The 15,344-nt window shown below is 65.6% G+C and carries 19 protein-coding genes; 5 read left to right on the forward strand and 14 right to left on the reverse strand.

The genetic code is table 11. The annotated features are described in order from the left end of the window. Nucleotides 1–4 precede the first annotated feature (4 nt). Nucleotides 5–283: a hypothetical protein gene (locus tag NKJ26_RS16120; RefSeq protein WP_352696153.1), complete on the forward strand. Its 279-nt coding sequence runs from the start codon at nt 5–7 to the stop codon at nt 281–283. A gap of 133 nt (nt 284–416) precedes the next feature. Continuing rightward, nucleotides 417–1,535, forward strand: a complete 1,119-nt coding sequence (locus NKJ26_RS16125; protein WP_352696154.1) for a calcium:cation antiporter — start codon at nt 417–419, stop codon at nt 1,533–1,535. A gap of 22 nt (nt 1,536–1,557) precedes the next feature. Here the strand turns inward: NKJ26_RS16125 and NKJ26_RS16130 are convergent, their stop codons facing one another. The 4 genes from NKJ26_RS16130 to NKJ26_RS16145 form a co-directional block, all read right to left on the reverse strand. Then, nucleotides 1,558–2,133, reverse strand: a complete 576-nt coding sequence (locus tag NKJ26_RS16130; protein WP_352696155.1) for a hypothetical protein — start codon at nt 2,131–2,133, stop codon at nt 1,558–1,560. Further along, complete coding sequence (locus NKJ26_RS16135) at nt 2,130–2,717, reverse strand: hypothetical protein (RefSeq protein ID WP_352696156.1); 588 nt, start codon at nt 2,715–2,717, stop codon at nt 2,130–2,132. Before NKJ26_RS16135 ends, NKJ26_RS16130 begins: the two co-directional genes overlap by 4 nt. Continuing rightward, nucleotides 2,714–3,292 carry a hypothetical protein gene (locus tag NKJ26_RS16140; RefSeq protein WP_352696157.1) on the reverse strand — a complete coding sequence of 193 codons (579 nt, stop codon included), beginning with the start codon at nt 3,290–3,292 and terminating at the stop codon, nt 2,714–2,716. The genes NKJ26_RS16135 and NKJ26_RS16140 overlap by 4 nt, the downstream gene beginning before the upstream one ends. Nucleotides 3,293–3,393: 101 nt before the next feature. After that, nucleotides 3,394–3,756 carry a hypothetical protein gene (locus tag NKJ26_RS16145; RefSeq protein WP_352696158.1) on the reverse strand — a complete coding sequence of 121 codons (363 nt, stop codon included), beginning with the start codon at nt 3,754–3,756 and terminating at the stop codon, nt 3,394–3,396. A gap of 180 nt (nt 3,757–3,936) precedes the next feature. Here NKJ26_RS16145 and NKJ26_RS16150 point away from each other — a divergent pair, with 180 nt between their 5' ends. Next, the gene (locus NKJ26_RS16150) at nt 3,937–4,239 is read left to right on the forward strand and encodes a hypothetical protein (protein ID WP_352601671.1); all 303 of its coding nucleotides are present in this window, start codon (nt 3,937–3,939) and stop codon (nt 4,237–4,239) included. Between the two features lie 76 nt (nt 4,240–4,315). Here NKJ26_RS16150 and NKJ26_RS16155 read toward each other — a convergent pair whose 3' ends face one another. Then, entirely contained in the window at nt 4,316–5,011 is a 696-nt protein-coding gene (locus NKJ26_RS16155) for an XRE family transcriptional regulator (RefSeq protein ID WP_352601782.1), read from the reverse strand. A 625-nt stretch (nt 5,012–5,636) separates the two neighbouring features. Between NKJ26_RS16155 and NKJ26_RS16160 the strand changes: the two genes are divergently transcribed. After that, nucleotides 5,637–6,116, forward strand: coding sequence for a hypothetical protein (locus tag NKJ26_RS16160; protein WP_352601669.1), 480 nt, complete (start codon nt 5,637–5,639; stop codon nt 6,114–6,116). Between the two features lie 83 nt (nt 6,117–6,199). Here the strand turns inward: NKJ26_RS16160 and NKJ26_RS16165 are convergent, their stop codons facing one another. Together NKJ26_RS16165 and NKJ26_RS16170 are read right to left on the reverse strand one after the other, a co-directional pair. Beyond that, complete coding sequence (locus NKJ26_RS16165) at nt 6,200–6,517, reverse strand: DUF982 domain-containing protein (RefSeq protein WP_352601667.1); 318 nt, start codon at nt 6,515–6,517, stop codon at nt 6,200–6,202. A 90-nt stretch (nt 6,518–6,607) separates the two neighbouring features. Then, nucleotides 6,608–6,889 (reverse strand): DUF982 domain-containing protein, encoded by a 282-nt coding sequence (locus NKJ26_RS16170; RefSeq protein WP_352601665.1) that lies wholly within the window; start codon nt 6,887–6,889, stop codon nt 6,608–6,610. A 158-nt stretch (nt 6,890–7,047) separates the two neighbouring features. Between NKJ26_RS16170 and NKJ26_RS16175 the strand changes: the two genes are divergently transcribed. Then, nucleotides 7,048–7,650 carry a DUF6456 domain-containing protein gene (locus NKJ26_RS16175; RefSeq protein ID WP_352696159.1) on the forward strand — a complete coding sequence of 201 codons (603 nt, stop codon included), beginning with the start codon at nt 7,048–7,050 and terminating at the stop codon, nt 7,648–7,650. 54 nt (nt 7,651–7,704) lie between these two features. On the opposite strand, the gene NKJ26_RS16180 is transcribed toward NKJ26_RS16175, so the two are convergent. The 7 genes from NKJ26_RS16180 to NKJ26_RS16210 all read right to left on the reverse strand — a co-directional run bounded on the left by NKJ26_RS16180 (nt 7,705) and on the right by NKJ26_RS16210 (nt 15,134). Beyond that, a complete protein-coding gene (locus NKJ26_RS16180) occupies nt 7,705–8,016 on the reverse strand; it encodes a hypothetical protein (RefSeq protein WP_352601661.1) in 312 nt (103 codons plus the stop codon). Nucleotides 8,017–8,279: 263 nt separating this feature from the next. Beyond that, nucleotides 8,280–10,268, reverse strand: coding sequence for an acyltransferase family protein (locus tag NKJ26_RS16185; protein ID WP_352601659.1), 1,989 nt, complete (start codon nt 10,266–10,268; stop codon nt 8,280–8,282). 252 nt (nt 10,269–10,520) lie between these two features. Continuing rightward, nucleotides 10,521–10,832: a hypothetical protein gene (locus NKJ26_RS16190; protein ID WP_352696160.1), complete on the reverse strand. Its 312-nt coding sequence runs from the start codon at nt 10,830–10,832 to the stop codon at nt 10,521–10,523. 209 nt (nt 10,833–11,041) lie between these two features. Then, the gene (locus tag NKJ26_RS16195) at nt 11,042–11,719 is read right to left on the reverse strand and encodes a GntR family transcriptional regulator (protein ID WP_352696161.1); all 678 of its coding nucleotides are present in this window, start codon (nt 11,717–11,719) and stop codon (nt 11,042–11,044) included. 289 nt (nt 11,720–12,008) lie between these two features. Next, complete coding sequence (locus NKJ26_RS16200; protein ID WP_352696162.1) at nt 12,009–13,040, reverse strand: hydroxyacid dehydrogenase; 1,032 nt, start codon at nt 13,038–13,040, stop codon at nt 12,009–12,011. Between the two features lie 83 nt (nt 13,041–13,123). Further along, complete coding sequence (locus tag NKJ26_RS16205) at nt 13,124–14,632, reverse strand: glucosamine inositolphosphorylceramide transferase family protein (RefSeq protein WP_352696163.1); 1,509 nt, start codon at nt 14,630–14,632, stop codon at nt 13,124–13,126. A 115-nt stretch (nt 14,633–14,747) separates the two neighbouring features. Continuing rightward, entirely contained in the window at nt 14,748–15,134 is a 387-nt protein-coding gene (locus tag NKJ26_RS16210; RefSeq protein WP_352696164.1) for a YkvA family protein, read from the reverse strand. Nucleotides 15,135–15,344: the final 210 nt, after the last annotated feature.

The following is a 15,344-nucleotide window of genomic DNA, read 5'->3' on the forward strand; positions in this document are numbered from 1 at the left end:
CCTGGTGTTGCTGTGCACGCTCGTCGTCGGCTACCGCCTGCTCGACTGGGGTGCGGCCTGGCTGTGGCTGGGTACGACGCGGCTAATCGGCCCGCACGAGCTGGACGTCTGGCAGGTCATCTCGCACGGGGTGACGCTGCTGTTCGGCAGCCCGTTCCAGGATTCCTCCACCGGCATCCTGATCGAGCCGCTGCGGGTCTGCTTTCTCGCCGCCGTGCTGGAGACGGCGTTTTCGCTTTCGAAGGACGCGCGGACGGGTGAGGCGGTCGATCGTTCCCGGTAGCGAGCGGCAAGAGATCGTAGGGGGTCGTCGTCGCGCCTTGCCAATGTACATGCGATGAGGCGAAAGTGGCATCATTCCCGACGTCTGCTAAAACAGACCGCCTGTTTGCATTCACGAGATCGAAGAGAATTCCATGGCTTACTTCTTCCGCCGTCGAAGTGAGGCAATGACCTTCGGCCTGCCTGTGGTCTGCTGCGCGCTGGCGTTGATACTGCAATCAAACATAGAGCCGGTCGAAAATTACCGGACGGCGGTCGTGGTGATCGTTGCCGGCATATCGATCGTTCTTACCCTGGCAACCGTCTTCGCCGCGTTGCGACATGCGGAAGCGATAGCCCGGCGTGTCGGAGAGCCGTACGGCACCCTGGTCCTTACCTTGGCCGTAACGACGATCGAAGTGTCGATCATCGTCTCGATGATGCGACATGGCGCCAACAATCCGACTTTGGCGCGAGAGTCCGTGTTCTCCACTGTGATGATCGTCTGCACTGGCATCGTGGGCCTGTGCCTGACACTCGGCGGGTGGCGGCACCGCCACCAAGACATCCGAAGGCAGGGGACAAGTTCCTTTCTCTCGGTGTTGACCGCGATCACGGTGCTGACGATGGTGCTCCCGAACTACACCCTTGCCACCAGCCCCGGGACATTTTCTCCCACGCAACTGGCTTTCGTCGCGCTGTTGTCGCTGTTGCTCTACGGCAGTTTCGTTTTCGCCCAGAGCTACAGCCAGAAAGAGGACTTCCTGGAGGTGCAGGTCCGCGAAAGCGTCCCGGAAAGCCATTCTCCGCAAGTTCACGGCGTGGCGACGCATTTCGTCTTCCTGCTTTTGGGACTGGTCGGGATCGTATTGCTGACGGAGCGGGTCGCGGCTGGCGTCGAAGATGGCCTTGCCTATCTGCAGATCCCGCAATCGGATGCGATCGTCGGGGCGATGATTGCGTTCGTCGTGCTGCTCCCCGAGGCGATCTCCGCCATCAAGGCATCGTGGGGGAATGAGCTCCAGCGAGCATTGAACGTCGCTTTGGGCTCGGCGTGCGCGACCATCGGACTGACGATCCCGGCGGTGGCGGTGGCCAGCCTCATCACCGGAGAATCCCTCAACCTCGGTCTCGGCCCGAGCGACGTGATTTTGCTGGTTCTGGCCCTTGCCGTGAGTGTCGTGAGTTTCAGTACCGGACGCACGACGGTTCTCACCGGACTTACTCACCTCGTCGTCTTTGTCGCTTACGTTCTGTTGATCGCCGTGCCGTAACTCCGGGCTGCCGGCGCCGTCGCTACTTCGGCGGCCGCTGAAACCGCAGGTACCACGGCCGCTCGCTTCCTAGCCCGACGGCCGGGCGGATGGTCTTGATGGCATCCTCGGGCACGATGAAAGTGTCGCCGATGGTGATGACGTCGCCCTTCCTTGCGCCGGAGAAAATTGCCGAGGTGCAGTTCATCACGCCATCCGGCAGGCTGACGCCGGAGATGAAATCCGGCAGCCAGCGGCGCCCCGTGGCGTCGGTCAACATCAGCTTGCAGCCCAGCCACAGCCTTTGCAGATCGGGGTCGCCGATGGTCACGGAGAAGGTGGCGATGACGGCGAAGGCGCGGTCGGGCAGGCGGCCGGCCTTGCCGCCGCGCAGATCCGCCAGCCGCCAGTCGCTGCCGCCGAACGGCGCGGAGCGGCCAAAGTCGACATCGCGCGCAACGAGGTCTTCGCCGTGCAGCCATTCGCGCACGCTGTCATAGCTGGTCTCGGCCAGCGTTAGCGGCAGCAGGACGGCGAGGGCGGCCAGGCTGCGCCGGCGCCACTTTTTCTCTGCCTGCCGGTCGGCGGCTGGGTTCCCATCGGTCGCAATCGCGGTCATGTCTTGCCCGGCGGGGCGTCGAGGTCATATTGCGGCAGCACTTCCGCCGGCTGGCCGTCATCGCCCAGGCGCGCATCGAGACTGATACGCGCCTGGGCGTCCAGCGGGGCGAACTGCCGCGCGGCGACCAGCAGCGTGGCACCACCGATCTGGTCCGCAGGCACCTCGAACACGAACAGGCCGCGTCTTTCCAGGCCCGGATCGACGGCATGCGGCGGCATGTCCTGGCGATAACCGAGCCGTTCGGTCTGCCGGTAGCGCAATCCGGCCGGGCCTTGCCAGGTGCCGTCCGCGACCGTGGCGGAGGCGCTGGTGGCGGTGAGGCTGGTCGTCACCACCGCCCACAGGCCGCTTGTCGTCAACAGCTTCGTCCGACCGAACTGACTGGTCTTCAGCGCGCGGGCAAAGACGACCTTGTCCAAACGGACACCGAAGCTGCGCGCCCGCACCGTGTCGTGCATGGTGCCGCCGACCGGGATCGGCGCGGTCAAGTCGGCATAATGCGGCTTCGACACCTGCATGCCGTAGCTCAGCGCCACGGTGGCGGTGAGGATCAGGAGATTGCCTATCGCCCGGGTTCTCATGAGCCGGTTCCCACGTCGGCGACCGGCAAGGTGACGGTGCCAAGCCGATAGGGATTGAACCAGCCGGGTGCGCCATAAAGGTTATCGCGCGGCTTGAATATCTCGGCGGTGACGACGAAGCCGATGGCTGCGGGAATTTTCGCGTCGCCGGCAAGCGGCCAGACGTAGGCCATGCGCTCGGTCATACCGGGATGCAGTTCCGGCGCCAGCGTCGAATCCCGGGTCAGCGCTATCATCGGCGGGCCTTCGGGCACAGCGAGCCCTTCCGGCCTGAAGACATTGAAGTAGGCCTTGTCGGATTGAGCGGTGCGGTTGGTCAGGTCGGCCTCCAGCACCAACGCCTTCTGGCCCGGTTTCAGCGGCACGCCATGAACGTCGGCGTGGCTGACATAGGCGCGGATTGGCTTGATCCTCCAGCGCCCGGCATCGACGGCTACGTCAAGCGGCAATTGCGGCGGAGCGTGCGCGGGCAGGGCGCCGAAGGCGCCCATCAGGCCGGCGACGAACAGCGCGGCGATGCTTCCCGCGCCGGCCGTTATCCAGGTCTGAACTCTTGAGCGGGCAGTCTCGAACATTCTTCAGATATGCACGTCGAACAATCAGCCACCCCGCGCGCAATCTAGGAAGAAAAAGCGGCGATTGGAACCCTCGACCGGCTGGTCCAGGCTTGCCCGTCTCACGCTGCCTCGAGTGCCCACAGAAGGTGGCCGTAACGGCGGAAGAAACGCGCCTGGAGCCGCTGCTGCTTGGCCCTGACGAGATCGGGCAGCCGCCGCTCCTGGCGCCAGCGCGGCATATTGCGCCAGCAGGCGATGAAGCGGGCGGTGTCCTCGATGGCTTCTTCGGTCGATAGCGCGGGCCCGATCGCAACCAGGAACATCGCTTCCGAATGCTTCAATTCGTCGATGACAGCCTTGCGCCGGAAATGATCCTGGCGGGCGTGGGCGATGCCGCTGTGGCGGATCGCCTCGAAAGCCAGGAGCAAAGCAGGGCTGTCGCCGGTATAACCACAGGCACGGGCAAAATCGGCGGTGTCCATCTTTGCTCCCGGGTTCGACGCGGCGGGACCGCGCTCGGCTCACATTTGCGAGTGCATATAAGCATAACTCAAATAGTAGCAAAAGGGAAACTTTTGCGGAAGTTTGAAAACTGCGACTCGACTCCCGCGTCAAAACGCAGGAATATGGGAACAAAGCAGGAACAAGAATGCGGAGGGGCAATGGCACTGCCAGGCAAGGAACCGGTGATCGCGCAGGTCGCGTCGATATCGGTCGAGTGCGCCGATTGCGGCCGTAACAGATGGTGGCGGCCCGATCAGCTGAAGCGGTTCGGAGTGACGGGCAACACGCCGCTGGCGGCGCTGTCGGGGCGCATCGTCTGCTCGGCCTGCCGCGCCGACGGGCTGCCGGGCGCGACTGTCCAGATCCGGGCGGCGTTCATCGACGAACGCCAGCGCGTGCGCAGCGAAGCCCGGATACTGAGCGACCGCGAGGTGCCGCTGGAGGGAACGAGGCGGGCGTGAATTTTGGAGGGGCGGGCTGGCGCCGGTCCTGTCTTCTCCCGCGAACAGGGGGAGAATGCAGAGGCGCCCCGCCGCCCTAATACCCCAGCAATTCCTTGAGCGGGATGACGCGCCAGACGTGATTTATGGCGTAGCGGTTGAAGGTCAGCGTTTTCGGCGGATTGTACTGTTCGACGACCAGCTCGGCGGCGGTGCGCTTGACCAGTTTCTTGATGAAGGCCTTGCCGTTGCGCTCGTTCTGTTCCGGGAACATCTCGATCACCACATGGTCGCCGGGCACCGCATCGCGGCCGCCGCAGTAGATCATGTCGCCCGGTTCGTAGCGCGGCACCATGGAATCGCTGAGCACATGCAGCGCGAACACCTTGGTGAGGTTGCGGATGCCGGGCGGTCGCTGGACATAGGCGGCCGGCTCGCCGTTCAGGGTGAAGTCGCCGTCGTCGCCGCCGACCGCGGCGCCCAGCACCGGAATGTCCGCCGGCCCGGCGGGCAGCGGGCCGGCGTCGGTGACGATCTCGGCATCGGCCACAGGGCCGGCATTGTCGAGGAACACGACCTCGCCCCTGCCGAGCGCGACCGGGTCGATGCGCAGGAAGGCGGCGGTCTTCAGCAGGTTCTCGGTCTTGGGCAGATTGCGGCCGGTTTCCCAATTGCCGACGGCGGCGACATCGGTGTCGTTGTGCTCGGCAATGTGGCGCATGACCAGGCCGCGCTGCTTGCGCGCCTGGCGGATCGCCGCCCCGATCTTCATCGACAGTTCCGTTTTGGCCATGGCGCCATGTGAGCGATGAAAGCTGGCCTCGTCCATGAAAGAATAGCTTGCATAAATTTTAAAGTTATGCTTATATACGGGCATGCAGATCCTATCCAGCTTTGACGGCGCCGTGGCGCCGGCCCCGCCCGAGGCACGCTTGATCGCCTCGATGCCCTTGGCGGCCTTAACCCGCCTTGACCGTCCCCTTTCGTCCCGGCCGTCCTCCTCCCCGGCCGGGGTGAAGCCCGAGGCCCGGTGCTTTCAAGCATCGGGCCCGGGTCCGGCCCGCCCGTCAGCGGCGACCGGAACGGCCGGAGCCGCCGCTCCCTTCGGCTCCGGCCCTCTATTGGCCAGGCATGGCGCTGGCCTGCGGATTCGGGTCCAACCGGCCGGCGGTGCGCCGGCGGGCAGAATCCTCCTCCTGTCCGACTTGATGGCGGGCAGGGCGGTTTGCGCCTCCGACAGGAAACCGGCCGAGGCGCGGTTTTTGCGCCTCGTCGCCCGGCGATCAGCCCGGCGCAGCTGACCCGGCTCCGGCCGGCTCGCGAAAACCACATGAACCCGGAAACACGGCCCGGTGGGCCGGGCTGGCGCTTACCTGACGGTGCGCGGCCGAAAGCGGAACTTGGATGGAGGCTAAGAGATGACAAACCACACCGACGCCGAATTGGAGGAGATCGCCCGCCGGTTGCAGGACGGGCATTCCGCCCCCAAGGTCGCGGCAGCGTTCGGCGCGTTGCAGGGTGGTGCCCGGCCGAGGCGCGAGCCGCTGTCGGTCCGGCTGCCGCCGCGCCTGTATGTGGAAGGCGTGGTCATCGCCGACGGCGAACCCTATCGCTTGGAGGTGCCCGCGTCGCGACGTCGGCCTCTCGGCCGCCAGCCGCATGGCGTGGCGATGCGCTTCATCGACTGCCTGTTCGACCGCTGCCGCGCGCCGCTCGACCTGGTACTGCAAGAAGACCCGGAAAACGACGTCCCGGGCGGGCGGCCGGGCGCCGAGATGCTGTGCTGCGGCATGCGCACCAGCGCCCCGAAAAGCTACTGCGCCTACCACAACGCCCGTTTCCGCAGCCGGGGTGAGCCTCCCTTATCCCCACGGGAGAAGGTGCCGGAGGGCGGATGAGGGGGCGCCGGCATGGCAGGCAAAGCTGAATGAGACAACAGGGATAAGCGATGAACCATCCCCGAGACGAAATCACCCGATCGCTATTTCGGCACTTGCCGGCCTTGTTTGGGCATGCGGCTTTGCACCGTTCTCGTCTCGAGCATCATCGCCGGGCCGCCCTCGGCAACCAGGATGCCGCATACCCGGGCGAAGCCGGTGAAGACCTTTATGGCGTCGGATTCCGAAATCTGCGCCGCGATGGCAGCGCTGCAGGCGTTGAGTGCGCTGCGGTAGACGTGACCGCGCCGTTCGACCGGCCAGCGCTGCAGGAAATCGGCCGCATCGCTGACGCTGGCGATCTCTTCGACATGGCCGTCCAGACGCACTTTCAGAGGCACTCCTGTTTTCATGGTACCCATGGCGTTCACCTCGATTGCGGCATTGCACGCGGCTCGAGACCAGGGATTCAGAAACGCGCAAGGTGGCCAGCCGGTTGCACCGCATCCGGGTCACGGCCCGGCGGCGGCGTCGAGCCAATCATGCGCGCGGCTTCTCGGCTTGGCAATCAATATGCCTTGTTGCCTTGCCGCCTTGGTGAAGGCTTCGAAGGCGATGCGCGGGCAGCAGCTGCCGTCGACCGCGAGCCGGACCAGCCGTGCAGCGCCGAGATAGGCGGGCGCGGTCTTGTCGGGCCATTGCTGGGCAAGGGCGGTCGCCGCCTCGGCCACCGAGCCGACCAGCATGGTCCTGTTGTCGCAAAAACGCAGGGTCACCGGCAAGAAGGCCGTCACGGCAACCTCCTCTTGTCATGGACGCGACACAACGCCGGAACCCGCCGCTGGTTCCATCGGAGGGGGGCGGCGAAGCTGGTGACGCTGTGACGATCTCGATGGGTCGGCGGAACAGCGCCCCCTTCTCAATCCAAAACACTCAACAGAGGAGCCATCCCTTGCCCAGCAAAAGCAAAGCCGCCAGGCCTCAGGCGCCGAAACTGCCGAAAGGCGAGGCCGAGCAGGTGCGTATCCGCAGGGAAGTCGGCCATGATTTCGCGCTGAAGGACGACGAATTCGGCCGCAAGCGCCTGGTCTCCGGTACGCTGGAGGCACGGCGCGTCTACGAGGTGTCGAATGACGGCCACACGTCCACCGGCGGCATAGTGCGGTTGCGCGCGATCGACGCGCTTCTCGGCATCACCTCGCTGTCGCGCCAGCAGCGCGAGGCCGGCCTGCGCTACCGCCTGGATTTCCAGTCCAGCCAGCAGGCGAGCGCCAAGCCGATGCGCTGGAGCGAGCGCGTCGACGATGGCCGCTTGGGCGGCGGTGTCGCCGACAACGTACTCGACGCCGGCCGCGCGCACGCCGCCGCCACCAAGGCGCTCGGACACTGGGAGGTGGCCGCCGTGGTCCAGAAAGTCTGCTGCGCGGACGGGTCGATCAAAAGCCTGGCCAAGGAGACGGGAGAGGACAGGGATGTCGTCACGAAGCTGTTGAAGGTCGGGCTGGATCTTCTGGCCGTGCATTATGGGATGATGCTGGGGAAGCGACCGAGGTGAGGCGGGCAGCGGGCCGGCCGGCGATACCGGCCGGGTCCGTTTTACAGAATCACGTCATCGGCAGACGCGGATTTCCTCAACGATTCTGTGGTGATGGCGCCAGTGCCTGATCACTTCGATGTGGCAACGGTGGTACCGGTGGTAATAGCGCGGCCTGTAGCCGTTGTCATAGATGTTGTACCGGTAATGCGGGCGATAGACGTAATCATCGCCATAGTCGCCATAACCATTGTAATAGTCGTTGCCGTAATAGTCGTCAGCATAGCCGCCGATGCCGATGGTGATACCACTGCGGGCATCCGCGGGGGCGGTCACGGCCGCCGCCGAAGCAATGGCTATCACCGAGGCAAGCAGGAGCTTTTTCATGGCTACCTCCTCTTCAAGGTTAGGCTAATATAACCCCCGAGAGGCGGCTACGTTCCGCGGATTCGATATCGCAACGGCAAATCGACGAGATCGTGCCCGCTGGGCCGAGCTAAATATCGATGCCGTCTACGCTGCGAAACCTGGTCCCGATATGCCGCGCTGGGTATTGCGGCGCAGCCGGGCTGCCGCGTGCGACGTCCCGTGGACGCGGCAGGGAGCCCTCTATCGCTCCAATCATCTTCTCCCCGTGAACGGCTAGACCCCTAAAACAGCGCCTTTTCCAGCGGTCCCTCAAGCGTTTCGGCGAACGCCGTCGCCAGATGGTGGCGGTCGCGGAAGGCCAGTTTGCCGCCGATGAAGACGTGGCAGGCGGTGGGACCGCAGAAGCGGTCGGTGAGGTCGACATAGCGGGTATCAGGCACGCTGGTCACCACGGCGCGCTCGGCGGCGGCCGCGCCGTCGTTGGCGGCCTGCGCCCTTGGCGTGTCGCAGAGCGAGGGCGCCTCGCGCCACCACAGCGCGCGGGCAACGCAGGAATCGGCGAAGCTGTCGTTGATCGGCGTGTCGCGGATGACAGCCGTCTCGACCCCGGCCCGGCTGAAGGCCTGCAAGGTCGAGCGCAGGCCGGCCTGCCAGCGCGCGGTCTCGGCCCTGCGGCTGGCGGCGGGCAAGTCGCGGGTCAGGTTGCCGATCGAGAATTCCGATATCACCACAAGGCGCGGCTTGCGGGCGATGATGTCCGATATCGCCTGCTCGCGCCAGGCGTCGCATTCGGTGTAGTCGCGCTTCAGCACCGTGTTGAAGGTGGAGAGCCGCGAGGCGCGGCACGAGGATTTGAGATAGGTGACCACCTTGGCGTCGTTGCGCCGGGCGGCTTCGACCAGCGGCGTCGACCAGTGGTCGGCGTGCGAATCGCCGAACAGCACGACGGTGTGGGCGGCATCCGCCGGGCCGAACACGCAGGGCTTGGGCTTCACCGTGTGGAAATCAAGCAGGCAGTTCTTGTCGGTGGCGCGGGCGATGGAGGGTTGTTCGGCCGCCTCCTCGATGCCGCGCTGCTCGGGATCGATGTTGCGCGTGGCGAGATGCGCATTGGCATAGGCGACGGCCACGCCCGCGCCTGTCAGCGCCAGCGCGGGGGCCAGCGCCCTGGCGCCCGCCGTCAGCCATGCGCCGCGCCGCGCCGGGTTCTCGACGAGGTGATAGGTCAGCACCGACAACGCCAGCGCCAGAGCGGCGCAGCCAAGGCGCTGCGGGACGCTGAGGTCCGGCACCAGCATCCCGGCATAAACGATGACCGGCCAGTGCCAGAGATAGAGCGAATAGGAAAGCGCGCCGACCCATTGCAAGGGCGGCAACGAGAGCATCGCGCCGGGGCCAAAAGCCTGCCAGCGGGCCGGCCCGCCGGTGTGTTCGTCTGCTTGGCCATCGGTCTGCTCGCCCGCGCCGCCGAGCAGCACCAGCACCGTGCCAGCAACCGGCAGCAGCGCATACCAGCCGGGGAAGGGCAGGTCTTCGCTGAGCCAGAGATAGGCCGCCGCGATCAGCGCCAGGCCGAGCCAGCCCTGCGCCGCGCGCAGCCATGGACGCTGGCCCGGGAAGGCCGCCGGCACCAGCGTCGCCAGGCCGCCGGCGGCGAACTCCCAGGCGCGCAACGGCGAGAAGTAGAAGGCCCAGGCCGGCGAGAGGCTGGTCAGCCACAAGCAGGTGGCGAAGGAGGCGAGCCCGGCCACGCCGATCACCGCCACGGCCATGTGCCGGCCCGGGCGCAGCCAGGCGGCGAGCAGAAGCAACGCCGGCCAGGCGAGATAGAACTGCTCCTCGACAGAAAGCGACCAGAAATGGATGAACGGATTGCTGGCGGCGTCGGCGGCGAAATAGTCGAACGACCAGCGCAGCAGCCACAGATTGATGGCGTAGGCGCTGGCATACATGGCGCCGCGGGAATAGAGCGCCTGCTCCTGCGGCGCCAAGATGAAGTAGCCGGCGGCCAGCGTGGCCAGAATGACGAAAAGCGCGGCAGGCAAAAGGCGCCGGGCGCGCCGGGCATAGAAGCGCCAGAGGTCGAGCCGGCCGGTGTCGCCTATCTCGCGCATGAGGTGGGTGGTGATCAGCCAGCCCGAGATGACGAAGAAGATGTCGACGCCGGCAAAGCCGCCGGGCAGAGCGGTGAGGCCGAAATGATAGGCGACAACGCCGCCGACCGCCAGCGCGCGCAACCCTTGTATGTCCGGCCGGAATGATGCTGACACGACAACTCCTTCGTGCAAGCCAGCCCGCCGCCAGTGTCGGCCGAGCCGGCCGATATCGCAATGCAATAAAATTTTCGCAGTGCAACATGGCTGGAAAAAGGCGACGGGAAATTGGTCGACTGGGCCGAGTTGGATGCTAGGCCGGCTGATAAGGGAGCGCCAGGCAGGGCATATCCAACCGCGCGACACGCAAGAGCCGTCAAAACAACAGCCCCGCGAACGGGGCTGTCTCCTGGTCCGGGCGAGGGCGCGTTACTTGCTGCCGCCATTCGCCTTCACGTTGCTGCAGAATTCCGGGTGGCTGTTCGCGGCGTTGGCGTTCTTGGCCTCGTCCACGCAAGCCGTCATCATCATCTTCTGGTCTTCCGGAGTGAGCGCCTTCCACGCCTTCGTGAATTCGTCACTGCCGCGCAGCGTCTTCATGCTGGAGTCGGTGTAGAAGGGCTGCATCTTGGCCGGGTCGTCGAGAGCCGATGTTCCCGAGGTCGACGTCGCGGCGGCGAGTGCCGACCCGGCAGCCATGGAAAGTGCCATGGCGGCTAAACAGGTCATCTTGATATTCATGACGGTATCCTTCCCTATCGTTTATGACCGTCGAAGAAACGATCAGCCATTTGAACGGGATCAAGACGGGGGAAGTTCCGCCTCACCATGCCGGTCATGTGGAGGCGGCAGAAAATAATCGGTTGGAGACCAGAAACTTTCTACGGGTTTCTTCGTTTGCTTGTGAAGCCTGCATGGGCGCGGGCCGCCGGTTTTTGTGCCGAGTTCGCTCAGCCGGTCTCGCCGGCCGTGAGTGTCGTCCCGATCTCCTGGAGATAAAACGCCTTGCTCGGCTGCAGATGGTCGACGCAAAGCTGCGCCAGCACCCAGTTGTCGCTGCGCTTCAACGCCTCGATCATCATCCAGTGATGCTGCCGCGAGACGTCGAGCTTTTCCCTGTCAGCGAGCGAATTGGCCCGTACCGGCAGGCTAAGGCGCATGTAGTGTTCGATCGAGGACACCAGATGGGCATTGCCGCAAGCCGAGAACATGGTGAGGTGGAAGCGGTCATTGGCCTCGTGGATGCCGCGCAGATAGCCGCTGTCGACATGGCCGCTGTAGATGCGGTGGATCTCCGTCAACTCCGCGATCAGCGCGTCGCTGGCCGGCAGGCGGATCATCAGCGCCGCCTGTCGTTGCAACATTTCGCGCACCTCGTAGATCTGGCGCACTTCCTCGGACGAGAGCCGGCGCACGGTGGCGCCCTTGTTGCGCTCGCGCGTGACGATGCCGAGTTTCTCCAACTGGTAGAGCGCCTGGCGGATGACGTGGCGCGAGACCGGAAAACGGGCCAGCAGCACGTCCTCGACCAGCCGTGTGCCGGGCGCCAGCCGGCCGAAGATGATGTCCTCTTCCAGCGCATGCACGGTATCGGCTTCCTTGCCGCCATAGTCGAACGTGTTGAGCATCGCGAACCTTGCTGTGCCCAAGCCAATTGTTGGCCTGGGGAGGCGTTCCTTTGCCTGCGGCCGCACTCTAACCCCTGTGCGTAAGGCTGGCCACAAGCTGATCGGGTGGAACGCAGCAAGGCCCGCCACCGACGCGAGCCGTGACGGGCCTCCCTGGAGTAAGCCGGGTTTGCCGTCGCCCGACCGCTTGTAAAACTTCGCCGCGGCGCGATCGTTCCATTATGACGCAAAGCCTGGGCCACGCCGGGTCGGCCGCGCCGTGGCAGCGGGCCGACCGCCGCCGGTCCCGTCAGTTCTTGTCTACCGGCTTCGAACGCATGCGCGCGACGGTCTCGCGTTCGGCGCGCTTGGAGCGGAGCGGTGGCAGGCCCCGGTCGACCAGGTCCATATCCTCCAGCACTATGTCGCCCATGCGTTTGAAGGCGATGTCGAGTGCGCCGGCGCGGTGGGCGGAGCGCAGGAAGCCGGGCAAGACGCGAACCGGGTGGTCCTGCGCCAGCGGCTCTTCCGGGAAGACGTCGCTGGCGGCGACGATGTGGCCGCTCTTCACCGCCGCCATCAGGGCGGGGAAATCGACGACGCCGGCGCGGCTGAGCAGGATGAAGGCGGCGCCCTTGCGCATTTTGGCGAAGGCATCGGCACCGAGAAACCCCTGGTTCTCGCTGGTCACCGAGGCAACGACGAAGACGAAGTCGCTGGCCGACAGCACTTCGTCCAGCGAGGCCGGCTCGACGCCGTTGTCGACGAGGATCGACGGCGGCAGCCATGGATCGAAGACCCTGGTGCGGGTACGGAAGCCCGTCAGCAGCCGGTTCAGCGCGCGGCCGAGATCCCCGAAGCCGACGATACCGACATCGGCACCCGAAAGCAGCCGCGCCGTCTGGTTGCCGTCGCCGCCCCACAGTTCCTCACCCCTTCGGAAGGCGAGGTCGGCATCGACGATGTCGCGGGCGAGGTTGAGCGCCATGGCAAGACCGAGCTCGGCCACCGGCTCGGCGAACACCAGCCCGGTGGTGACGACATGGATGCCACGCGAAAACAGCGTTTCGTACGGCATGTTGTTGAGCAAATTGGTCTCGACGTTGAAGACGCAGCGCAGCGCTTTCATCGTCTCCAGCGTTTCCGGCGTGATCGGCGGCTGGCCGACGATGTAGCGGGCCTGCGCCAGCACATCGGCCGGCAGTTCGGCGACGCCCTCGGGCGTCGTCTCGACGATGCGATACTTCGCCCTGAAGCGCGCCAGCTGGGGCGGCGTGAAGATGAGGTCGAGCGTGCGTGGTTGCGGCGCGCTGATGACCAGCGGCAAGACGCTGTTTGACATGGCGGATTCCTCCCGGCGCGATCTCATCGCGGAATCGGAGCAATGTACCCCGTATCGAGCGATTTTTAACCGCGAAAATCGACTTACGCGTGGAGAGGCCGCTTTTGTTTCCAGCGCGGTGCGATCGCCGAGCCGTCGATGAATTCGAGGCCGCCGGCCTCGTTGAGCGTATGCAGCTTGCGGCCGCCCCATAGCGTGCCCGGCGTCAAAATGCTTTCGACGACCTGCTCCATGCCGTTCAAATCAAGGTGGGCAATGCGTGCGATGCCGAGCGCCGCGCCATAGCTCCTGCGGCAGTCCTGCACGGGGCGCAGCAATGCGTCGCCGCGTTTCACCACGCGCCCCGCCGGCCGCGCCGAGGCGATGTCGACCAGCACGGGATTCTTGGGATGCGGCGTCCAGGGGCCGCGAAAATCCGGCGCCGACCACAGATGCAGCGCGTCGGAAAAGGCGCCGCCACCGTCACGCACGGTGGCGAACATCCACCAGCGGCCGCCATGCTCGACCAAGGTGGCGTCGCTGGCGACGATATCGGAAAGAAGCGTGGCTTCCTTGACCCACCCGCCGGGGAACGCGGTGGCGCGGTAGAGATCCACCGTCCCGTTGGCGCAGCTTTCCGGCACCATCCAGACTTCGCCGTCTCGCTCGAAGACGAAGGGGTAGGAGAGATGGTAGGGCAGGTCCAGCACCGGCTCCGGGCGCCCGAGCGGCCCGGCCGGACCGAACGGCACGGCCGAGATGATGGCCCTGCCGAGCCGGTGGATATAATCCTCGACGAACAGCGTCACCTGGCCTTGGTACAGGATCGGGAACGGATCGGCGTAGAAGCGGCTGCCGTCGTCCGGCAGCAGCTTCCAGCCCTCGGCCGGATGCGCGCGCAGCTCGAACAGATCGCGGCCCTTGGTTTCGCGCCAGCCGACCTGCCAGTGCGGGGCATTGTAGCAGAGATGATAAATCTTCTGGACGATGCGCCGCGCGAGCGCCTTGGCTCCCCTGACGCCAAGGCTGGCGGTCGAGGGCATCGGCGGCTGGACGTTGGCTTGCGCCGGTTCCGGCAAAGCGGGCAAGGCGGCGGGCGCGGTACCCGCCACCGCCGCCACGATCAGGCTCGCCGTGCGCGCCAGCATGTCCTGGAACGAAGCGACGGCTACGCCGCCATATTCGGTTCCCAACCGTCCCTCGGCGATAACGGACCCATTCTCCTCGATGCGGGCAAGCGGCGTCTGGCCGTCTAGGACCAGCGCCAGCAGGGCCGCTTCGCCGGCGGCGCCGCCATAGGCGATGCGCCAGACGCGCGCTCCTTCCCGTTGCACGTCGCCGCAGAGGTCGAGCACCAGATCGGCTGAGGCAGGCGGCTGCGTGCGGTAGGGGGCGAGAGCCGAAAGCGGCACGCGCTCGGCCAGCCCTTTGGCGGGCAGGCCATGTATGGCCCTTTCAAGCTGGAACAGCGCCTCGGCGCCACGCGGGATGCCGCCTTGCGCCGGCCGGGCGTCGACCGAGATCTCGACATGCGCAAGCTCGGCAAGGCGTTGCAGCAGCACAAGGTGAAAAGCGCGCAGGCACTCGCCGTCCAGGCGCAGGTTCAGCTGCATGTTGCGGTCCCTGTCGGTTGGTCCCCGGCGTCCTCAAACTGTTGCCTCATGGGCGTCAGTGCCTCCTGCTCGCCGCGGTTCTAGCTGGCAGATGCTTGATAATGTGCTCACAGGGTCACATCGTCCGAACGGGCCAGAACAGCCATACCAGCCAAACGGCGGCGGCCAGCCAGATTGCGGCTATCGCCGCCATGCCCCAGCGGCTCGTCGGCTTGCCTTCGCGGCGGATCGCTTCTTGCCGAAACTCCTCCATCAGCGGTGCGGGAATGAGCTTCACGGCAAGCAGGATGCCAAGCGGCACGATGACGATGTCGTCGAGATATCCGAGTACCGGGATGAAGTCCGGTATCAGGTCGATCGGACTAAGGGCATAGGCGGCGACCATGCCCGCGGCGGCTTTGGCATACCAAGGGACGCGCGGGTCACGTGCCGCTATCCAGAGTGCCACCACGTCCCGCTTGATGCCGCGAGCCCAGGCCTTGAGGGACGACAGGCCAGTCATCGTTCGTTTTCGCCCGTTTCGGGCGCCGTCCTTGTCCATCGTTGCATGTGCCGCCGCGCCGGCGCCCACCGCCGGGCCGCCGCGATTTGGCGGCATGAGGTTGTGATGGAAGTGGAAGGGATAACCCACTCGACGTGCGACATGATTCAGCCTTCCTGCCTACGAGCATGCAATTGCCCGGCTACCGCAAAACGCGCGGGCGCGCCGCCA

This window comes from Mesorhizobium sp. M0152, assembly GCF_040322415.1.
In the GTDB taxonomy this organism is placed as follows: Bacteria; Pseudomonadota; Alphaproteobacteria; order Rhizobiales; family Rhizobiaceae; genus Mesorhizobium.

Bases quoted from the DNA above. Each gene is read 5' to 3' on its own strand.
- NKJ26_RS16160 (WP_352601669.1), top strand. From the start codon at position 5,637: ATGACAAACCACACCGACGCCGAATTGGAGGAGATCGCCCGCCGGTTG.
- NKJ26_RS16145 (WP_352696158.1), bottom strand. From the start codon at position 3,756: ATGGACACCGCCGATTTTGCCCGTGCCTGTGGTTATACCGGCGACAGC.
- NKJ26_RS16150 (WP_352601671.1), top strand. From the start codon at position 3,937: ATGGCACTGCCAGGCAAGGAACCGGTGATCGCGCAGGTCGCGTCGATA.
- NKJ26_RS16210 (WP_352696164.1), bottom strand. From the start codon at position 15,134: ATGACTGGCCTGTCGTCCCTCAAGGCCTGGGCTCGCGGCATCAAGCGG.
- NKJ26_RS16200 (WP_352696162.1), bottom strand. From the start codon at position 13,040: ATGTCAAACAGCGTCTTGCCGCTGGTCATCAGCGCGCCGCAACCACGC.
- NKJ26_RS16140 (WP_352696157.1), bottom strand. From the start codon at position 3,292: ATGTTCGAGACTGCCCGCTCAAGAGTTCAGACCTGGATAACGGCCGGC.
- NKJ26_RS16125 (WP_352696154.1), top strand. From the start codon at position 417: ATGGCTTACTTCTTCCGCCGTCGAAGTGAGGCAATGACCTTCGGCCTG.
- NKJ26_RS16155 (WP_352601782.1), bottom strand. From the start codon at position 5,011: ATGGCCAAAACGGAACTGTCGATGAAGATCGGGGCGGCGATCCGCCAG.
- NKJ26_RS16130 (WP_352696155.1), bottom strand. From the start codon at position 2,133: ATGACCGCGATTGCGACCGATGGGAACCCAGCCGCCGACCGGCAGGCA.
- NKJ26_RS16195 (WP_352696161.1), bottom strand. From the start codon at position 11,719: ATGCTCAACACGTTCGACTATGGCGGCAAGGAAGCCGATACCGTGCAT.
- NKJ26_RS16205 (WP_352696163.1), bottom strand. From the start codon at position 14,632: ATGCAGCTGAACCTGCGCCTGGACGGCGAGTGCCTGCGCGCTTTTCAC.
- NKJ26_RS16190 (WP_352696160.1), bottom strand. From the start codon at position 10,832: ATGAATATCAAGATGACCTGTTTAGCCGCCATGGCACTTTCCATGGCT.
- NKJ26_RS16180 (WP_352601661.1), bottom strand. From the start codon at position 8,016: ATGAAAAAGCTCCTGCTTGCCTCGGTGATAGCCATTGCTTCGGCGGCG.
- NKJ26_RS16135 (WP_352696156.1), bottom strand. From the start codon at position 2,717: ATGAGAACCCGGGCGATAGGCAATCTCCTGATCCTCACCGCCACCGTG.
- NKJ26_RS16165 (WP_352601667.1), bottom strand. From the start codon at position 6,517: ATGGGTACCATGAAAACAGGAGTGCCTCTGAAAGTGCGTCTGGACGGC.